The sequence below is a fragment of the Neobacillus sp. WH10 genome, from assembly GCF_030123405.1.
GTDB lineage: Bacteria > Bacillota > Bacilli > Bacillales > Cytobacillaceae > Neobacillus.
Genome location: NZ_CP126110.1, coordinates 1271801 through 1289797, shown reverse-complemented (window position 1 = coordinate 1289797; position 17997 = coordinate 1271801). Strand labels below are relative to the sequence as shown.

19 protein-coding genes are annotated in these 17997 nt (G+C 37.2%); 1 reads left to right on the top strand and 18 read right to left on the bottom strand.

Translation table 11 applies throughout. The annotated features are described in order from the left end of the window. Positions 1-12: 12 nt before the first annotated feature. From QNH20_RS05970 to yfkAB, 18 genes are all read right to left on the bottom strand, one after another. Positions 13-294, bottom strand: coding sequence for a hypothetical protein (locus tag QNH20_RS05970; RefSeq protein WP_283921995.1), 282 nt, complete (start codon positions 292-294; stop codon positions 13-15). Continuing rightward, positions 281-592, bottom strand: a complete 312-nt coding sequence (locus QNH20_RS05965; RefSeq protein ID WP_283921994.1) for a hypothetical protein — start codon at positions 590-592, stop codon at positions 281-283. Before QNH20_RS05965 ends, QNH20_RS05970 begins: the two co-directional genes overlap by 14 nt. After that, positions 585-776 (bottom strand): hypothetical protein, encoded by a 192-nt coding sequence (locus tag QNH20_RS05960; protein WP_283921993.1) that lies wholly within the window; start codon positions 774-776, stop codon positions 585-587. The genes QNH20_RS05965 and QNH20_RS05960 overlap by 8 nt, the downstream gene beginning before the upstream one ends. Further along, positions 766-1290 (bottom strand): QcrA and Rieske domain-containing protein, encoded by a 525-nt coding sequence (locus tag QNH20_RS05955; RefSeq protein ID WP_283921992.1) that lies wholly within the window; start codon positions 1288-1290, stop codon positions 766-768. Before QNH20_RS05955 ends, QNH20_RS05960 begins: the two co-directional genes overlap by 11 nt. A 12-nt stretch (positions 1291-1302) precedes the next feature. Then, entirely contained in the window at positions 1303-1863 is a 561-nt protein-coding gene (locus QNH20_RS05950; RefSeq protein ID WP_283921991.1) for a 4Fe-4S dicluster domain-containing protein, read from the bottom strand. Then, positions 1864-4053, bottom strand: coding sequence for a molybdopterin oxidoreductase family protein (locus tag QNH20_RS05945; RefSeq protein ID WP_283921990.1), 2190 nt, complete (start codon positions 4051-4053; stop codon positions 1864-1866). Then, positions 4040-5122 (bottom strand): hypothetical protein, encoded by a 1083-nt coding sequence (locus tag QNH20_RS05940; RefSeq protein WP_283921989.1) that lies wholly within the window; start codon positions 5120-5122, stop codon positions 4040-4042. Before QNH20_RS05940 ends, QNH20_RS05945 begins: the two co-directional genes overlap by 14 nt. 147 nt (positions 5123-5269) lie before the next feature. Further along, a complete protein-coding gene (locus tag QNH20_RS05935; RefSeq protein ID WP_283921988.1) occupies positions 5270-6448 on the bottom strand; it encodes a hypothetical protein in 1179 nt (392 codons plus the stop codon). Between the two features lie 138 nt (positions 6449-6586). Further along, a complete protein-coding gene (locus QNH20_RS05930; protein WP_283921987.1) occupies positions 6587-7753 on the bottom strand; it encodes an HD-GYP domain-containing protein in 1167 nt (388 codons plus the stop codon). A gap of 170 nt (positions 7754-7923) precedes the next feature. Next, positions 7924-9177 (bottom strand): ATP-binding protein, encoded by a 1254-nt coding sequence (locus tag QNH20_RS05925; RefSeq protein WP_283921986.1) that lies wholly within the window; start codon positions 9175-9177, stop codon positions 7924-7926. 181 nt (positions 9178-9358) lie between these two features. Further along, the gene (locus QNH20_RS05920) at positions 9359-9697 is read right to left on the bottom strand and encodes an amino acid permease C-terminal domain-containing protein (RefSeq protein ID WP_283921985.1); all 339 of its coding nucleotides are present in this window, start codon (positions 9695-9697) and stop codon (positions 9359-9361) included. 372 nt (positions 9698-10069) lie between these two features. After that, positions 10070-10894, bottom strand: a complete 825-nt coding sequence (locus QNH20_RS05915) for a C39 family peptidase (RefSeq protein WP_283921984.1) — start codon at positions 10892-10894, stop codon at positions 10070-10072. A 177-nt stretch (positions 10895-11071) separates the two neighbouring features. Further along, positions 11072-11530 (bottom strand): threonine/serine exporter family protein, encoded by a 459-nt coding sequence (locus QNH20_RS05910; RefSeq protein ID WP_283921983.1) that lies wholly within the window; start codon positions 11528-11530, stop codon positions 11072-11074. 186 nt (positions 11531-11716) lie between these two features. Next, a complete protein-coding gene (locus QNH20_RS05905) occupies positions 11717-12478 on the bottom strand; it encodes a threonine/serine exporter family protein (RefSeq protein WP_283921982.1) in 762 nt (253 codons plus the stop codon). Between the two features lie 1144 nt (positions 12479-13622). Continuing rightward, the gene (locus QNH20_RS05900; RefSeq protein WP_283921981.1) at positions 13623-13961 is read right to left on the bottom strand and encodes a YrdB family protein; all 339 of its coding nucleotides are present in this window, start codon (positions 13959-13961) and stop codon (positions 13623-13625) included. A gap of 45 nt (positions 13962-14006) precedes the next feature. Next, a complete protein-coding gene (locus QNH20_RS05895) occupies positions 14007-14669 on the bottom strand; it encodes a DUF2306 domain-containing protein (RefSeq protein ID WP_283921980.1) in 663 nt (220 codons plus the stop codon). 30 nt (positions 14670-14699) lie between these two features. Continuing rightward, entirely contained in the window at positions 14700-15305 is a 606-nt protein-coding gene (locus tag QNH20_RS05890; RefSeq protein WP_283921979.1) for a TetR/AcrR family transcriptional regulator, read from the bottom strand. Between the two features lie 467 nt (positions 15306-15772). Further along, positions 15773-16891: a radical SAM/CxCxxxxC motif protein YfkAB gene (yfkAB, locus tag QNH20_RS05885; RefSeq protein ID WP_283921978.1), complete on the bottom strand. Its 1119-nt coding sequence runs from the start codon at positions 16889-16891 to the stop codon at positions 15773-15775. A 228-nt stretch (positions 16892-17119) separates the two neighbouring features. Between yfkAB and QNH20_RS05880 the strand changes: the two genes are divergently transcribed. Further along, entirely contained in the window at positions 17120-17920 is an 801-nt protein-coding gene (locus QNH20_RS05880) for a formate/nitrite transporter family protein (RefSeq protein WP_283921977.1), read from the top strand. Positions 17921-17997 lie beyond the last annotated feature (77 nt).

Below are 17997 nucleotides of genomic sequence, written 5' to 3'. Positions count from 1 at the left end.
GGCAGGTTCTTATTACAAGACCTGAACCTTTTTTACTGTATAGGTTAAACCACTTTCTGGATTGGAAGCCGACCAATGTTCTTCTGACTGACTCACATTACTTGCAAGCGGCACCGCGAGAAAATAATAATCGTCAAAGTAGAAACGGATATGGGTTCTGTCAGGACAAAGTTGGACTTCTTTTACTGTTTTCTTCACAGCTGGTGATTGGTCACCGCCCTCTTCGTCATGAATGGAGATCTCTACTGGGATACCGACAAACTGTTTCACATCTTCTAATTTAATGAGTTCCACAGCTATTACATCCTCTCATCACAGGATAGATAAACAATTTGTAGCCTTGTAAATACTCCCAAAACTTCTCTCCTGCATTCTCCTCAAGAAAACCAATCGTTTCCTCTTCAGATTTCCAATCACTCATCCCTTTTATTTCAGCAACAACCATATCAGCACCGTCAATTGTTTTTTCTTCCAAAAACCAATTCAAGCGTTTTTTTGCAAAGGTATGTTTCAATAATTCATCAATTTCGGCTGCAAAACCACCTGATTCCGGCCGTACAAAACAAAAGTCAATATATGTTTCACTAGTCATTGACATTCACACCTTTTTTATAAATAAGGAATGCGATTGGAAATAAAATAACGTTTATGATAGCAGCAATGATTGTTTTTGTATAATGTTCATAAAAGTATTGATGAACCATGTATTGTGTAAAAATAATATTTAACATCAGCACAGCTAGAAGGAGTGCAACAGGAATGTAACTACGCTTCATAACGTTTCACCCCCACCGCAAAAACAGCACCGTTTTCAACCCTCACATGAATTTCAGGAAGCGGACGTCTTGGTGGACCTGCGATAGGTGCACCTGTTTCGACATCAAATTTCCCATGGTGGCATGGACAAAGCATTTCTTGCTCTTCCTTTTGCCAAAAAACTGGACAGCGAAGATGAGTACAAGCATTTTGATAAGCAACATATTTTTTTTCAGAAAGTCTGATTAAAATGGCGCTGTCATGCTCACCAGGGAAGGAAAAGTCAACCGCATCACCGATTGGCAGTGCGCTGACATCGGTAATTTTCTGTTTCGGATATTTTTTATCACCAAGACCATTTAATTCTTTTGCTGCCAGCACTCCCCATGGGAGCGATGAAACAGCGAACACTCCCGCAGCACCGACCAATGTTTTCATAAAGCCACGGCGGTCTAGTTTTCTTTCATTATTACGATTTATGTTATGTGTATAGTTATCTTCATTGAACGGGATTTTATTATTTTTGTCTGACATCCATAATCCCCCCTAAAACAATTTAGTGACACCCTGCAAGATTCCAGGGAGATTCACTTTTACATTTGTTTCGCCTTCTAAGTAAGGCATACTTGTAACCCATTTACCATTATTTAAATTAAATTGCTTTTGTTTCGCTTCAATTTCCTCATCCGTTAACCATTGTAATGTATTCGTAGGGCATACGCTCGCACACATTGGCGGGATGCCATCTTTGGAGCGGTCAATACAAAGATCGCACTTATACATTAGATTTTGCTCTGTATCGAACTTCGGTATACCATATGGGCAAGCAATCGTACAGTTTTGGCAGCCAATGCATTTTTCTACAAGAGCCGATAGAACAGCTCCTGTTTCATGAATTTGGATCGCCTGAGCAGGACAGCTTCGTGCACAGGCCGGATTCACGCAGTGAAGGCACATTAGAGGCATCGTTTGACGGTTAACAAGTGGGTTAACGTCGTAAACATAGTTACGGTTACGTTCCTCATGCCCTCCGCACTGTGTACAAGCCGCTAAGCACGAGCGGCATCCTATACAGTTTTCAAGTTCTAGATATAACCTCTTTTTCATTTACTGCACCGCCCTTTTTTCCAGTTTTTCAATCTGCGCTGCACAGGCTTTAAATTCTGGCATTCTTGAATATGGGTCAAGAGCACCGATTGTCAATAGATTAATAGATTTTTCATGGCCCCAGTGGTAAGGAACAAACACGGTATCCTTCCGAATGGCCTCTGTGATTTTCACTTTATAGGTTGTTTCTCCTCTCCGAGTATAGAGACGGACGAATTCTTCGTGTTCAATATTGTATTTTGCTGCTGTTTCTGGATGTACTTCTACAAAGGGCTCAGGACACATATCGCGAAGAAATTGAATTCTTCTCGTTTGATTCCCTGATAAATAATGGTAGACTACACGTCCTGTTGTTAAACGCAATGGGTATTCATCATCCGGCTCTTCTGCGGACGGTCTATATGGCAATGCAAGAATTTTTGCTCTTCCATCTGGATGGTTAAACTTTTTATCTAAAAATAAACGTGGTGTTCCAGGATCATTTTCATCTTTACATGGCCAGAACACACCGTCTTGTTTGTCGATCTTTTCCCATGTTACGCCGTAGTAGTCAGCTGTTCCACCTTTAGAAGCAACACGAAGTTCATTAAATATATCTTCAGAAGTTTTTAAGTGTGAAAAATATTTGCCGCGACCCATTCGCTCGGTAATTTCTACTTGAATCTTCCAGTCTGGTTTGGATTCGCCTAGAGGCATTTGTGCCCGATTAATCTTAATAATCCGTCCTTCAACATTTGTAGTTGTCCCTTCATCCTCTGCCCAAGTTGTTGTAGGCAGCACGACATCAGCAAATTCCGCAGATTCTGATAGATAAAAGTCAACACATACCATGAAGTCTAAGTTTTTCAACTGTTGACGAACATAATTTTGATCTGGTGCAGAAACGGCAGGATTTGAACATAATAGATATAATGCACGTATGGTCTTTTGTTCCATTAATCCAAACATTTCAAATGCGGATACACCTTCTTGCGGCATTTCTTCCGGTTCAATCCCCCACACCTTCGAAACATATTTTACATGATCAGGATTCGCTATTTTACGATATCCAGGTAGTGCATCGGCTTTTTGCCCATGTTCACGTCCACCTTGACCATTTCCTTGTCCTGTAATGGTCGCAACACCCGATTTAGCACGGCCAATTTTCCCTGTAACAAGAGCCATATTTGTATAGGCAGAAACGTTATCTACCCCTTTAATTTGTTGCTCAATCCCTCTGGCAAACATGACTATCGCATTTGGCGCTTTACCATACAATTCTGCTGCGCGAATAATTTTCTCAGGTGCTACACCTGTTATCGCACTTGTATATTCTGGAGTAAATTGTTTAACAAATTCCTTTGTTTCTTCAAATCCATTCGTATGATTTTTTATAAACTCTTCGTCAGCATAGCCATTTTGGATAATTAAATTAACAATCCCATTGGCAAGTGCAAGGTCCGTACCAGGTCTTAAATCAAGGTGAAGATCTGCTCTTCTGGCAACTGGTGTTTCCCTTGGATCAGCAACGATCACATAGCCGCCCCGCTCTTGAATTGCCCAAACCCTGAACATCATGGTCGGATGGCATTCGGCGGTATTACTGCCTGCAAGAAAAATACAATCGGTTTCCTGTACATCCGTCCAGGGTATTGTTGAACCTCTATCTATCCCCAATGAACGATTTAAACCACCTGCTGCACTAGCCATACAGAATCGGCCATTATAATCAATGTAGCGTGTTTGGAGTCCAACACGAGCAAATTTCCCGGTTAGGTAACACTTTTCATTTGTCATTGAAACGCCGCTATACACTGAGAGTGAATCTTTACCATAATTCGCTTGAAGCTCGGTGAATTTTTTCACGATGAGATCGTATGCCTCATCCCAGCTTGCTTCACGGAATCCATTTTTCGTACCTTTTAATGATTGATCATCACGAATTAATGGTTTTAGCAAACGATCTTTATTGTTTACCTGTTGGTAAGCAGTAACTCCTTTCGGACACATCTTTCCTAAAGTTACCGGCCAATCATATCGAGGCTCAACCCCAATGATTTTGTTTGTTTTTGTATTTACCCTTAAATTCATCCCACACTGCATTGCACAATAGCTGCAGTGTGTCTTGACTAAGGTTTCATTAGGATGGTTTAAGTTTTCGATTTCTTTAAAAAATTTATCTCGTTCATTCCTAAAATTATCCCTTTGCATTCTGGTTTGCCTCCTTGACCTTCACTTGATGGGTCGCAATTCCTGAAAATCTGGCAATACGGTATTTTCTACGGCATGGCAGGCATAATTCAGCTAAATTAAAGCCATCTTGCATATTAAATTCGATCTCATTAACTCCCAATACTTGAATAACATCGTTTGATTGTTCAACAGATACAAAATTTTCCCCGCATACCTTACATTCTTTCATATGTTGTTCTCCATAATGTTCACGGTAGTTTCTTGCAAATACACTCATTGGACGGAATGGGATATGTGCAAGCTTTCCGAATGGTAAATAGATTAATGTCACGATGACTGAGAATTGGTGAATTAATGACATTTGCGGCTGCATCCAGCCATGTAAGACAACGTTCTGGAACGTTAATAAAAGTCCTGTAATCGAAATAAAAAGTAATAGGTAAAGGGGCAAAAAGTCATACATGAATTTTTGCTCTGCTCTTGCCTGCATATTTTTCAAGCGGCGGTAAAGCGCCATGCATACTCCTGCGGTAACCATGATGGCCGCTATGTTAAGGGCATTATAGGATAACCAAGCGATGATGCCATCTGCTTTTACCTGCATGATGTTCATTCCAAATAACACGATTGTGTAGTAACCATTGTCTTCCATCGTAAAATACATCCAGCTAAATACAAGTGGAAAGGTCACCAAGCAAGCAAGGACACAGCCCCAGCCGATTAAGATATGCTGAACCCAGCGGTAGATTCCACGATTCCGTATGAAATCGTAAATCGCTAAATGATTTACAGCTGTTTTAGGTGTACTTTTTCTAAAAAGCAGCTTTAAGCCTTTTTTGATAAAAACTTTGGTTGGCGGTCTTTCGCCCCATGCAATAAAGCGGTAAAAAAATCCGCCGATAAAAACCAGTGTCCCCACCATATATCCGTACAGATTTAAATCGATATGTGTAAACATTCTTGTTCCGATAAAAGTTAAGATTAGTAGTCCGGCCACCGTTAGAAACATTGATTTCGCAAAATGGGATGCAAACGCATCATTGATTGAGCTACCCTGTTTTTTAGTTGCTGAAGTATTGGCCTGCATTTCATGCTCCTCCTCAAAAAAATAACACTTCCGTTTTCTTACCCTTATTGTAAGAAAAACAGAAGTGTTAACTGTATAGGGGAACTCCCCTATCCTCGAGGAAAAAAACCCTTAGAAATATTATTTTAGACAAAGGTTTGCCACAAATTAATTTTTGAGGTATTTTTTTCGCCATGAATTCAAAAGCAATATTAAGAAGATGCCAACCTGCAGTGTGAAAACTACAGCATCCCAAAAAGCGAGGCTTGTTGGTGATTTTAAATAACCTGGAAGCAGAAGTTTTGCAGCATGGATTATTTCCGGAATATAATATTTTGCATATAAGAAGATGGTTAATACTATTCCAACGACACAGAAAATAGCATATAAGAATATCGTCTTTCGTTCGCTTTCGAATTCAGTCTCGTCCAGAGAGTTATTTTTAAGAATCGGAAACCATTTACTAATAGTCTGATTTGCATTTTCCATCAGATTGTAACATCCAGATACATTTTCAAAGACAAAATATAAATCTGTTTTCATATAAAAGCAGCATTGAAAAGCAATTCTCATAAAAATATCAAAAACAGCCAGACTGGTTAAACCAATGATAATCCCTGAATTCGAAAAAACTAATTGACAGACTAAGGAAATAAAAAGAATTACCGTATCGAAACAAAGACCTGCTAAAAATAACACATTCCTATCTTTAGGTGCTAGTTTCCAAATCGATGACATATCTGTCTCAAAGACAACAAAAAATAAACGATGACCAATCTCCAATTTTGTTGGCAGGTTATATGCTCTTATGGCCAAAATATGCCCAAACTCGTGGATAAGCACTAGAAAAAACGTAAAAGTCATCCATAAAATTACATTAAGTACCATAATATCAAAAACAAATATATCTTCATGATGAGGAATTAAGGAAGGTTTGGAAATGAATAGGATGAGATTTATTACAAATAAGGATATATACAAAAGATAGGTAAACTTATTAAAGAAGAGTTTTCCAAACTTTGATGAGATCCATAAAAAGCCCTTTGCTTCTTTTAGCTGAATCTTTTTTTCAACCTTTACCCCCTCAATTTCCTCAATCAATTCCAATTCTAGTAACTGTCCAGCAAAATCGAGAATATCTACTTCATCATCAGGATATTTTCCCTTAAGTTTTCTCTCAATCTCTCCTAAGCGATCACCTTGATTCATTAAGTTGATCGCATCAATACAAATCTCTGGCATTTCATAAAACTCACCAGAATCCTTATCTTCGACAATATAATGTTTTTTATCCTTACGAATATTAATCGGAACCAACATAAGATGTGAATCGAGTGCAATGATCATTTTAACACCCTTTAACATTTTATTTATCATGAAAGAAGGATGCGTAGCATTAAGCTAGCATCCCACTTTGTTATGGCTTTATTCCTACATATGCACACCACCAGCAAGTTGTCTTAATCTTTTTAAGTTTACGAATTTTCATTTTTCCACCTCCTTAGGAAATTCCCATTCTTTTGTCCATGGATATTTTTCATGAAATTTGACCCATGCAGGGAAGACATTTTTGAATTCTTCTATGAGCATTGGATCAAATTGGGAACCCTTACCTTCAATAATACGCTGATAGGCTTCTTCAACCGGCATAGCTGCCCGATAAGATCTTGAAGATGTCATCGCATCAAAGGCATCCGCAATAGAAGCCACTCGAGCAAGTAGAGGAATTTCCTCTCCCTTTAATTGCTCTGGATATCCTCCTCCATCCCAGCGCTCATGATGTGAACGAATAACACAAATACAATCCTTTATTCCCTCGACATTCTTGACAGCGTCAGCCCCTACAACAGGATGGGATTTAATAATTTCAAATTCCTCTTTTGTCAGTCTCCCTGGTTTCATAAGAATCTGATCAGGAATATGAACCTTTCCAATATCATGTAGTAAGCATGCATAATAAAATGATTTTTGTTCATCTTCCGAAAACTTTTCTAACCCTTGTGCTAATAATAAAGCATAGCTGGCAACTCGTTCGCTATGTCCCCTTGTGTAAGGATCTTTAAGCTCTAGAGTGGCAATAACGCCTTTTACAATTCCCTTCAACTGGTTATCGTACGAAGTGCTTATTGCTTTAACATAACCTTGAAAGCGAACTAACAAGAAAAAGGACATTATAGATAAAATTACAATTAATATAATCGGTAGGATAAGAAAAAAGGAGATATGTAGTATAATGCTAGTAAGAATGTATTTTGCGGCTAATCCAAGACTAACTAACCAAAAGTATCTTTTATCAAGGAATAGAGGTAATGATAACATCAAAAATACCTCAACCACATTCCCACTTGAATAGTCCTTTCCTCTATCCCAATAGGTTATAATATCAACAATAAAAGCAGTTGATAAATAGCTAATAATAAACACATATTTAATCCAAGATTGCTTATTTACTTTACTTAAATAATACATAACTGGAATCAAAATCAATAATACTAGATAGTTTAAGTACCAAAAATTACTAGGTACACCACTCTTCTTATCCGTAACAAAAATAGGTAAAAAGAAATAATAAAAAAAGTCGTAACCAATTACAATAATATAGAAAAATAGAAGAAACCATTTGACGGTACGTTGCTCTTCATGCGAAATCATATAAACCTCCAAGTGTATCTACCACGTACTCCTAACAGAAATTACTAATATTTAATAGTCCTTTTATCTTTTTTACAAAATCTATCAAAATCCAATATTCCTCTACATTATATCTCATTGGAAAAGGCGTTGGAACACTTTATTTTACCGATATTTGTATAATTGTAGAACTATTCATTTCCATTTTTTTTATGTGATATTGGTAACATAACTTTAACCCTTGTTCCTTTTCCAATCTCACTTTCTATTTTTAACTTACCATCGTGGTCCTTGATGATCTGGTTCGTAACCATTAAACCAAGACCTGTTCCATCCTTTTTCGTTGTAAAAAATGGTTCTCCTAGATTTAGGATATTTTCATCAGCAATCCCGCAGCCTTCATCCTGAATGGAAATATACATTTTATGACTCTCAATACCTTTAGCATGTACCAGGATCCTTCCCCCTTCAGGCATTGATTCAATTGCATTTTTGATTAAATTAAGAAAGACCTGTTTCAGTTGCTTTTCATCACAATCGAGAGATGGTAAAGCCCCAGCAATAGTCGTCTCAACTGTTACTCCTTGCCTTTCAGCTTGCTGCTGTGTAATGGAAAGTGTATAGGCAATAATTTCTTCAATCCTAGCTTTTTCAAATTGCATTTCCTTTGGTTTTCCAAGATACATCAAATCATTAACGATAAAATTAATCCGATCGATTTCCTGAATCATGATTGGATAAAAATCGTTTGTATTCGGGTAACTTTCCTGTTGTAACTGTGTAAAGCCTTTAAGTGAAGAAAGTGGGTTCCTAATTTCATGGCCAATTGCTGCAGCCATTTGACCGACTACAACTAATTTTTCTTTTTGACGGAGCTCCTCGTAAGCAGTCGTTAAGGACTTAACATAAGATATAAATCGTAATAATAAAAGGTAGGCTAGTGCTGACAGGGCAATAAATACAAGTATTGGAAAAGCTACATTGAAATCTTGCAGGATTAATCCTAAAAACAAATACTTACCTATTAATCCTAAAGAGACAGTCAAAAGATATTTTTTATTCACAAAAATTGGTGAATAAAGAATAAATAATAGCTCAACAATATTACCAGAAAAAAAAGTTTTTGAAGTACCATAATACTTTAAAAAGTTATCAATAACATCTATGACTAAATATCCTATAACAAACACGTATTTTACAACATAAGGATTTCCCTTTTTTGAAATATAAATGGAAATTGGCAATAAACTAAAAACACAAATATAAAGCCAAAAACCTAGACCATCCCTAGTTATTAATACTATTTCTTCTTTGAATTTAAAAGAAGAAATGTAGTTATAGAAAATATCAAAGAAAAAAAACAAGAAATAAAATAACCATAAAAATAATTTATTTGCCTTATTCTCTTCAAATATTAATTTAGGACTATTACTGCTTTCCTCCATGTAAGTAGCTCCCTTGGTCTATTTCTATGAACAAATAATCTAAAAAACTAATAAATATTTCCTCTCCTACCATATTACCATCTTTTTACGAAAAAAATTACAATTAAAAAGAAAAAACTACGATTTTCGACACATTTCGATAAAATCCACAAAAAAAGGGCTTGCTTTTGGCAAGTCCTTATCATTTTATTATTCTATTTTTCCCATTTTTGTTTAATACAATTATTAAACCTACTTTCTTCATCGGCTCCACCGAGGTATTCAAGGTTAAATGCTTGTGTCCATAACCAATGTAAACAATCAATCCAATTACGTGCCAAACACCAAAGCTGATCCACGATATTGCCGGCATCTGCAGGTCTAAATACCCACAAAATAAGAAGGCTAGAATTGGGATATATGGTACAAACGGTACCCGGAAGCCTGATCTTGGTTCTAGTTTATTTTTTCGAAGATATAAAATCTCAACAACTATTGACAAAACAAACCAATTAATGTAATATAAATATTTGTGCTTCACATTAAAGTAACTTGTAATAGATAAGATACGCAATGTAAGAATTTTTTTCTGGCATTCTGCTTATGTTTTAAAATAAAAACTTATTCACACTGGATCGGCTTCGGAGCCGTTAGGATGTAAGAGAGGTAGGGCTTACGTCGTTTAGGTATAAAACCATCAGGTGGAAGAATAACCGCGGCAAACTTGTTTTTATTAACAATTACAATAAATAAAGTTTTTACCTTGCGATGGATGAATGATAAAAAGACAACCATTCACAAGTTACAATATGGATTCTAAATGAATCCAAAGCAAAGAAGGCAGAGGGATATTTACATTCCTCTGCCTTCGCCCATTCACCATGTAGATATGAAATTTTAAAAATGATGTTTTTTATTTTTCGATAACAATCGCTTGTTTACCCATTTGCTCCCATGCCTTAATAAAACTCTCGTGGTTTAATTTTTTGTTTTTCTCTCCATATGGATCATTTACATAGATATAGTTTTCATCATATCCGGTAATCACGACACTATGCTCACTAAAGGTAATATCTATTTTTCCTTGCGGAGTATCCCACGTTTGAAAATTCGAGACTGGTGAAAAGTTATTAGTTGTAATTATCCACACAGGTAGCCCTTGCCCCACCTTTTTTAGTAAATCATTAAAGGAACTATTCGTTAAATTAACTGCTCTATCCCCCGCATATTTCTGAGTCAGTTCAAATACCGGTTTATTGTAAACTGCTAATCCAGGACCATTTGCCATATCTCCGACAAATCCAACATTTGGATTTCCCTTTTTTCCATTTTGATAGGTTAAAGGGACTGTTTTTATATTTTTTGCCAATTCGTTTTTTGTCACTTTCATCCCATGATAGTTAAGAATCATCGCCAAACTCGTTACCTCACAGCCATTGAAAAGTTTAGGTTGATCCATCTGATTCAATAATGGCACATCCAGCAGCATACTATCTGGAAAAATTGGCTCTTCACTATTTTTTGTATCTTTCCTTAAAGGTTCCCCTTCACCCTTAAGGAAGTTTTTACTTGTATTTTGTAGTTTAGTGTCTAATTGAGACACAACCTTACTTGTCTTAGATTGTACTGCTTCCTTCACTTCAACGACAGTCTGCAAGTTAAACTTGCCTGCTGATATTGTTTTTAGACCAATTAATAATATCAATAGCATAATATTGATAAGCACCATTTTTTTCATAGATATGTATACCAATCCTTGTAAAAAATTTTGCGAGGTTATACAGTTAAGTTATTAATATCATATTATATAACCATATCAAATAGTATTAAATCGATAAAGGAAAATCATTTCCAACTTAAGAATAATTGTTTTTTCTTAAGTTATCCTTAAGAAAAATCCCCTTTTAGAGATTCACTAAAAGGGGTTCTTTATCCGTATTTTATTTTGATTAATTTTTCGTATCACTCGATTGATTACTTCTGAAAAGACTAGCCCGAAGGCAATGGCTCCTGCAAGCATGAACACTTTGGCTGCTAATCCTAATGCAGCATTGTAGTCATTCTCCACAAAGTTCCGCATGGCATCATAGGCCAGACCACCCGGGACCAGCGGAATAATTCCTGCAACACTAAAAATAATGACGGGCGTTTTATAAAACTTTGCCAATTCCTGACTTAAGACGGAAATAAAAATGGTAGCAATCAGAGTTGCTAAAATGGCATCGTTAAAATATCCTTCAAGAAGATAATAAATCAACCAGCCCCCCATTCCAATCAGTCCACATTTTACTAATGTTTCTTTTGGCGCATTAAAAATGATTCCAAACGCACCCGTAGCAATAAAGCTTGTTATTAACTGAGCAAAAATCGCCACTCTACATCCGCCTCACCTTCATAAAAAACCAATATGGCATTCCATGCCACCACTTACCATGGAAATAAATTCAGAGTACTAGCCCTAGTCACCTAATAAAGGCGGTGTGAGCAAAGCTAGGGCTTCACTTCATACATTGCCCAAAAATGTATATCAAGCGCTAAACTTGCATCGCTCTTTCCCATTTCATAAAAACGATAATACAACGGCAATTCCCGTACCAATGGCGAAGGCCGTCAGAAATGCTTCCGCTCCTTTGGACAAACCTGAAACCAAATGCCCCGCCATTAAATCTCTAATTGCATTGGTCACCAAAAGGCCTGGTACCAGGGTCATAACCGAACCAATAATAATTTTATCTAATTGATGACCGACACCTATTTTTACGAACAAAAAAGAAAGTAAACCAATCACAAAGGATGCCAAAAACTCTGAGAAAAATTTGATCGGGACAAATCGGTGGAACCGAACGAAGCTATAAAAACCTGCTCCCCCCGATATCATAGCCGGGATAAAATCATTCCAGCCACCCTTAAACATAATCATAAAACAGCCGCTAGCTAATGAGGCAGCAGCCACTTGAATCCGAAAGGGAAATGTAACGTCCAGGGATTCAATTTCCTTTAACTGCACCAAAGCTTCCTTCAGATTAACTTCCCCACTGCTAATACTTCTAGATATACTATTCACCATGGCGACCTTCTTCAGGTCTGTGGAACGCTCTGATATTCGGATAAGCTTGGTCCTTGTTGGCTCCGAACTTTCTGCTGAAAAAATAATACCTGTTGGGGTTACATAGCTATGTGTATTTTCAATACCGAAGGAGGCGGCAATCCGCATCATTGTATCTTCAACCCGGTACGTTTCTCCGCCGCTTTGCAGCATGATTTTCCCCGCAAGCAGGCAGACCTCCATAATATCGTATGTTTTTTCTACTTGTTTTTCCATCTATCACTCACCACATGTTTCTACATTTGTTTTTTAGTTTAAATCAAAACAACCATATGAAGCAATTTTTATTAAAACTAAAACTCCTTTAGAATTGAAGGGTTCAGTTTTCAGGTGCAAAACAGTTAAATGACAAAGATTTTAGTATGTAAAACTGCTTTCAGTTTATCACTCCATTTTTAATATTCCAATGGACTAAATGATAATCAAATTAAGGCTTCTCCTTAATCACCTAAAGCTAAAGCACCCGATCTTGCAATAAGAAAAAACCGCCGATAATGGCATCATTATGTGGATTTGCTTGTTGATAGTCAGAATGGGAGGCTTATTCAGACAGGATAAGCTGAAAATTTCCTTGTCTTGTCCGAATGCGAGGCCCATTCGGACAGGACATGCAGGAAATTACCTGTTGTAGTCCGAATCCATAGCTTATTCAGACAGGATTAGCTGGATATTGCCTTGTCTTGTCCGAATGCGAGGCTCATTCGGACAGGATTAGCTGGACATCGCCTTCTCTTGTCCGAATGCTAGGCTTATTCGGACAGGATTAGCTGGACATCGCCTTCTCTTGTCCGAATGCTAGGCTTATTCGGACAGGATTAGCTGGATATTACCTTGTCTTGTCCGAATGCGAGGCTCATTCGGACAGGATTAGCTGGATATTACCTTGCCTTGTCCGAATGCGAGGCTTATTCGGACAGGATTAGCTGAACATCGCCTTCTCTTGTCCGAATGCGAGGCTTATTCGGACAGGATTAGCTGGATATTACCTTGCCTTGTCCGAATGCGAGGCTTATTCGGACAGGATTAGCTGGACATCGCCTTCTCTTGTCCGAATGCAAAGCTTATTCGGACAGGATTAGCTGGATATTGCCTTGTCTTGTCCGAATGCGAGGCTCATTCGGACAGGACATGCAGGAAATTACCTTTGGTAGTCCGAATCCATGGCTTATTCGGACAGGATGAGCAGAAAATTACCTTCTCTTGTCCGAATGCGTGGCTTTATCGAACAGGACAAGAGGAATATTGCCTTTGTTTAAAAAAAAATAGCGTGAGTCAATTCTCACACCATTTTATGTGTCATTTAATGCCTATGCACCCGAAAACGGAACACTTTACTTCAAAATGCAGACTGTTTTCCATTTCATTGATCCCAGATTTTTATTAATATGAGATTAATAACCGTAACTAATCCATATATAACGGCCAGTTTTTGTTTTTCGATAAAAAACAGGGCAACTGCTGGTAATCCAAAAATGATGATTTCTAATAATAGAAAGGGGAATCCGGTTAATAAATACGTTGCCTTTGGCGCTCCAAACAATCCCCATATTACCGCTGCTAGTAAGGGTGTACCGAATCCTACTATGATTTTCATAATGGTACCCTGAGATACTTGAAATCCCCAATATCCTAAAATAACGAGTGCAATGATTTCTAACAAAAATCGCACTCCTAGATTCAATACCTTGATTCCTTCCATTGATTCCCCACCCCTTTAGATAACTGACTATTAATTTTTATCTATTTACTCTGCTGACCAAGTATATCGGGTTGATTTTTTGCCTGCCGTCCGATTTCTCTTTAAATATCTTTCTGTCACAGATAAATTAATAATCATCGAAGCGATGACTGCAAGAGGAAAACCAATTGCAAACCCAAGATGGAAAAGAAATACGAAAATTGGCATTAGAAGACGGAATGTAACGAAGACAAGTGTAACTGCATAGCTGCGAAGCATCCATTCTTGGTGGCTTTGGATATTTCTCTCACGAATCCGTTTAAGTCCTATGAATGTTGTCACCATCCAAACAATATCCAGTATGAGAAATCCAATTGTTCCACCAATTCCACCAGTTGCATAAAACGCAAGGTAGATTCCTGCAGGAACACTTAGAAAAATTGATGAAACATAGATTTTCCCAATAGTACGATGTATTTTTATATTTTTACGGCTTGCCTTTAAAAATTGAAAAGGCCCAAGGATTAATGCTATTGCTCCAGTTGATATATGAAAGAGGAATAAGATTTTCCATGTTTGATAATGAAAGGATGGATTCTCTAACTTCCCTGAAACCATAGCAGCTTTTTTGGGGTCGTTAAGACCATAGGTTATTAAGATATATACGATGAATCCCGTAATGACAAGATAACTGAGCCAAACTGTCCAATTAATTTTACGTTTCCCCATTAATTTCTCCCCCCTAATTGTTTCAACCCCTTATGTTAATCCCTTAATCATCGCATCTACTTGAAAAGTGACAAATCCATCTTTTTCATGCCAGCTAAAGTCTGGAAAGGTTATTAAAAGACTTGTTATGCCGTGAAGTGATGCCCATAAAGACTGTGAAACCAGTTGAGCATCATTCTTCTTTAATGCCCCTGTGCTTATCGCTTTAGCAACCATCTCGGTTAATAGAAGAAAACCTCTTATCCTATCATCCTCTTCTTTCAAGATCTTTTGAAGCTGATGGAGATTCTCAATGAAAATTAACCGGTAATAATCGGGATGCTTTAAACCGAATTCGATATAAGCATGTAATGATGCCTTCAATCTTTCCAAAGCATCCTGTGAATCACTTTTAGCTACTCCTTCCTTTAAGCATGTTAGAAAAATGGAATAGCCATGCCTTAATAAATGAATTAAAATTTCTTCTTTGTTTGTAAAATAATTGTAAATGGCTGTAGGTGAATATTCGATTTGCTTTGCTATTTTTCTCATTGAAACATTTGCATACCCATCAGATAGAAACAACCCAACCGCTGCTTCAATAATTTCTAGCCTCATCTCCTCAATCTCACGTTTTCGTCTTTCTTTCGTACTCATATACTGTTTCACGCTCCAAGCTAGAATCATTGTTAGAACTTAAGTTTACATAGTTATTTTAGTTAACACCGTTAAGTTATATTACAGTGTTAATTATACAACTTATGTAAAATTTGTAAATAGTTTTTTGTTTAAACGTGTTTACAATGAAAGGGACATTTTCTTATGACATCTGTTTTTCATTATCTATTTAATTCGCATAAATCGTTTCTACGCAGGACAGAAATTAGTTCTTAGGATATATTTGCATTATTCCTAATTCGAGTATAAAAAAGTATATGTATTATTAGCATTACAGAAAGTTCTGTAACCATCTTTCTTATGTGCTAGATTAAATAATAAAACAATTATAAAAATGGCTTTACATCAATAAAAAAAGGGTAATCAAACCATTTCGATTTGATACCCTTTTTCTAATGTTTTTATAATTTTGTACTCGAAAACAGAACCCGTTATGTGCCGCTTTTTTATTTTTGAATTTTGTTTTGCCGTTTGCTAAAATCACAATCTTGATAATAGCTATTCTTGACTAATATATTTGGTCCAAGGCAGGAAACAGCTGGGCAATGGCAGCTTAATTCTTTTGCTAAAGACGTTGATTGCCAAGAAGCATAGGCATCTACCAGCTTCGTAGTTTGAATATTTCCTAGTGGTGGTGTATCACCAAAATCGGTAACAATAATGTCTCCGTTAAATATATTTACGTTCAAGCGGGAACGGCCATCAGGATCGTTTCTGACGGTGACATTCTTACTCCTATACAGCCTTTTTAAAAGCTCTAATTCCTCTTGGTTACTGCTGCAAGCATAAAACGGCAGTGTCCCAAACAGCATCCATACATTTTCATCCCTGATATCTAGTAAGTGATGGATAGCCTTTCTTATTTCCTCCAACGACAAAGTTTCCAGATTACTAGCAAAATCGCTAGGGTACATCGGGTGAACCTCATGTCTCTGGCAATGCATTTCATTGACAATTTGATGGTGAATTTTTGCTAAATGAGGCAATGTCCGTTTGTTTAACATCGTTTCAGCCGAAACCATCACTCCTGCTTTAACAAGCGCTCGGCTATTTTCTATCATTCTCGTAAAGTATTTTTCTCGTTGTTCATAGTCAGGCTTACGCTCCATCCTCGCAAAACCGCCCTCAACAAAGTCATCTATTGTTCCCCAGTTATGTGAAATATGTAATACATCTAAGTAAGGAATGATTAATTCATACCTAGCTAAATCAAGGGTTAAATTCGAGTTTATTTGTGTCCGAACGCCACGTTCATGTGCGTATTTTAAAATCGGTACGACATAATTCTTTACAGAGGATAATGATAACATGGGTTCCCCGCCAGTGATACTTAAGGAACGGAGGGCCGGGAATTCTTCCAGCCTTTGTAACAATAAATCAAGAGGCAGCGCCGCTGGATCCTTTGTCTGCAGCGTATATCCTACTGCACAATGCTCACAGCGCATATTACAAAGAGTTGTCGTAGTAAATTCGACGTTCGTTAGCTCAGGTTTTCCATATTCCTCGATATCTAAATAAGCCTCCCACGGATCATATATCGGTGTAATTTTTTTCATTCTCAGCATAATAAACTCCTTAAAAATCAGTCTTTACAAAACTTTTTTTATTATAGCTGATTTATGGACAAATGTGCTAATTTCTACTGCTACAACATTCTATGATTCCCAAAATACGTTTATTCAGAGGATAAAGGTAATTGCGAATGTGGAAAATTTACCCCATCTATACATATCTCACCTTTTTTCGTTTAAAATTAAACAGGTATAACGATAAATGGGATGGTGTTATAACACATGGAAATGCAGGCTTTAGGTGAAGCTGAAAAACTAGCTTTAAAAAAGGTGAAAATATTTCGGCAAAGTATTCTCCGTTATATCTTACGTTCAATGCTTGCCAGTATGTTTATTGGTTTTGGCGTCATAGTTGCATTCAAAACTGGGAATTACTTTTATCTTGAACATTCCCCTTTCGCCTATCCGATGGCTGCGCTCACCTTTGGAGCGGCCATCATTTTAATTGCCTACGGAGGCGGAGATTTGTTTACCGGAAATACGTTCTACTACACGTATGCTGCGCTTCGTAAGAAAATGACCTGGACAGACGTAGGGAAGCTATGGGCTTGCAGTTATGGAGGAAACATTTTAGGGGCAGCTGTATTTGCCTTTATAATTTTTACAACTGGACTTTATACCGAGGCGTCAGTCAATGGGTTTTTACTCCATGTCGTGGAGATTAAAATGCAGGTGCCGACGACGGAGTTATTTTTCCGAGCCATTCTTTGTAATTGGCTAGTCTGCATGGCCTTCTTTCTTCCAATGGGGTTAAAAGGGGATGGGCCGAAAATGTTTGCGATGATGCTGTTTGTGTTTTGTTTCTTTATTTCCGGCTATGAACATAGCATCGCCAATATGTGTACGTTTGCCATTGCATTAGTCCTAAATCACCCTGGGACAATTTCATGGGGCGGCGTGATCCATAATTTAGTACCGGTTACAATTGGTAACTTGATTGGAGGATCTGTGTTTATGGCGATGATGTACTATTACGCTAATAAACCGTTTTTAGATGAATATGAAGAAGAACAGGGCAAATAGTCCTGTTCTTTTTCTCGACAAATTACCTGGGAAATAACAACAATTAAAGAGAGATATCGACAACGATGTGAAAATTT

What these genes read in the sequence shown, in the direction of transcription:
- QNH20_RS05965 (WP_283921994.1), bottom strand. Translation starts at nt 592, where the DNA reads ATGACTAGTGAAACATATATTGACTTTTGTTTTGTACGGCCGGAATCA.
- QNH20_RS05960 (WP_283921993.1), bottom strand. Translation starts at nt 776, where the DNA reads ATGAAGCGTAGTTACATTCCTGTTGCACTCCTTCTAGCTGTGCTGATG.
- QNH20_RS05955 (WP_283921992.1), bottom strand. Translation starts at nt 1,290, where the DNA reads ATGTCAGACAAAAATAATAAAATCCCGTTCAATGAAGATAACTATACA.
- QNH20_RS05950 (WP_283921991.1), bottom strand. Translation starts at nt 1,863, where the DNA reads ATGAAAAAGAGGTTATATCTAGAACTTGAAAACTGTATAGGATGCCGC.
- QNH20_RS05945 (WP_283921990.1), bottom strand. Translation starts at nt 4,053, where the DNA reads ATGCAAAGGGATAATTTTAGGAATGAACGAGATAAATTTTTTAAAGAA.
- QNH20_RS05940 (WP_283921989.1), bottom strand. Translation starts at nt 5,122, where the DNA reads ATGCAGGCCAATACTTCAGCAACTAAAAAACAGGGTAGCTCAATCAAT.
- QNH20_RS05935 (WP_283921988.1), bottom strand. Translation starts at nt 6,448, where the DNA reads ATGATCATTGCACTCGATTCACATCTTATGTTGGTTCCGATTAATATT.
- QNH20_RS05930 (WP_283921987.1), bottom strand. Translation starts at nt 7,753, where the DNA reads ATGATTTCGCATGAAGAGCAACGTACCGTCAAATGGTTTCTTCTATTT.
- QNH20_RS05925 (WP_283921986.1), bottom strand. Translation starts at nt 9,177, where the DNA reads ATGGAGGAAAGCAGTAATAGTCCTAAATTAATATTTGAAGAGAATAAG.
- QNH20_RS05915 (WP_283921984.1), bottom strand. Translation starts at nt 10,894, where the DNA reads ATGAAAAAAATGGTGCTTATCAATATTATGCTATTGATATTATTAATT.
- QNH20_RS05905 (WP_283921982.1), bottom strand. Translation starts at nt 12,478, where the DNA reads ATGGAAAAACAAGTAGAAAAAACATACGATATTATGGAGGTCTGCCTG.
- QNH20_RS05900 (WP_283921981.1), bottom strand. Translation starts at nt 13,961, where the DNA reads ATGGAAGGAATCAAGGTATTGAATCTAGGAGTGCGATTTTTGTTAGAA.
- QNH20_RS05895 (WP_283921980.1), bottom strand. Translation starts at nt 14,669, where the DNA reads ATGGGGAAACGTAAAATTAATTGGACAGTTTGGCTCAGTTATCTTGTC.
- QNH20_RS05890 (WP_283921979.1), bottom strand. Translation starts at nt 15,305, where the DNA reads ATGAGTACGAAAGAAAGACGAAAACGTGAGATTGAGGAGATGAGGCTA.
- yfkAB (WP_283921978.1), bottom strand. Translation starts at nt 16,891, where the DNA reads ATGCTGAGAATGAAAAAAATTACACCGATATATGATCCGTGGGAGGCT.
- QNH20_RS05880 (WP_283921977.1), top strand. Translation starts at nt 17,120, where the DNA reads ATGGAAATGCAGGCTTTAGGTGAAGCTGAAAAACTAGCTTTAAAAAAG.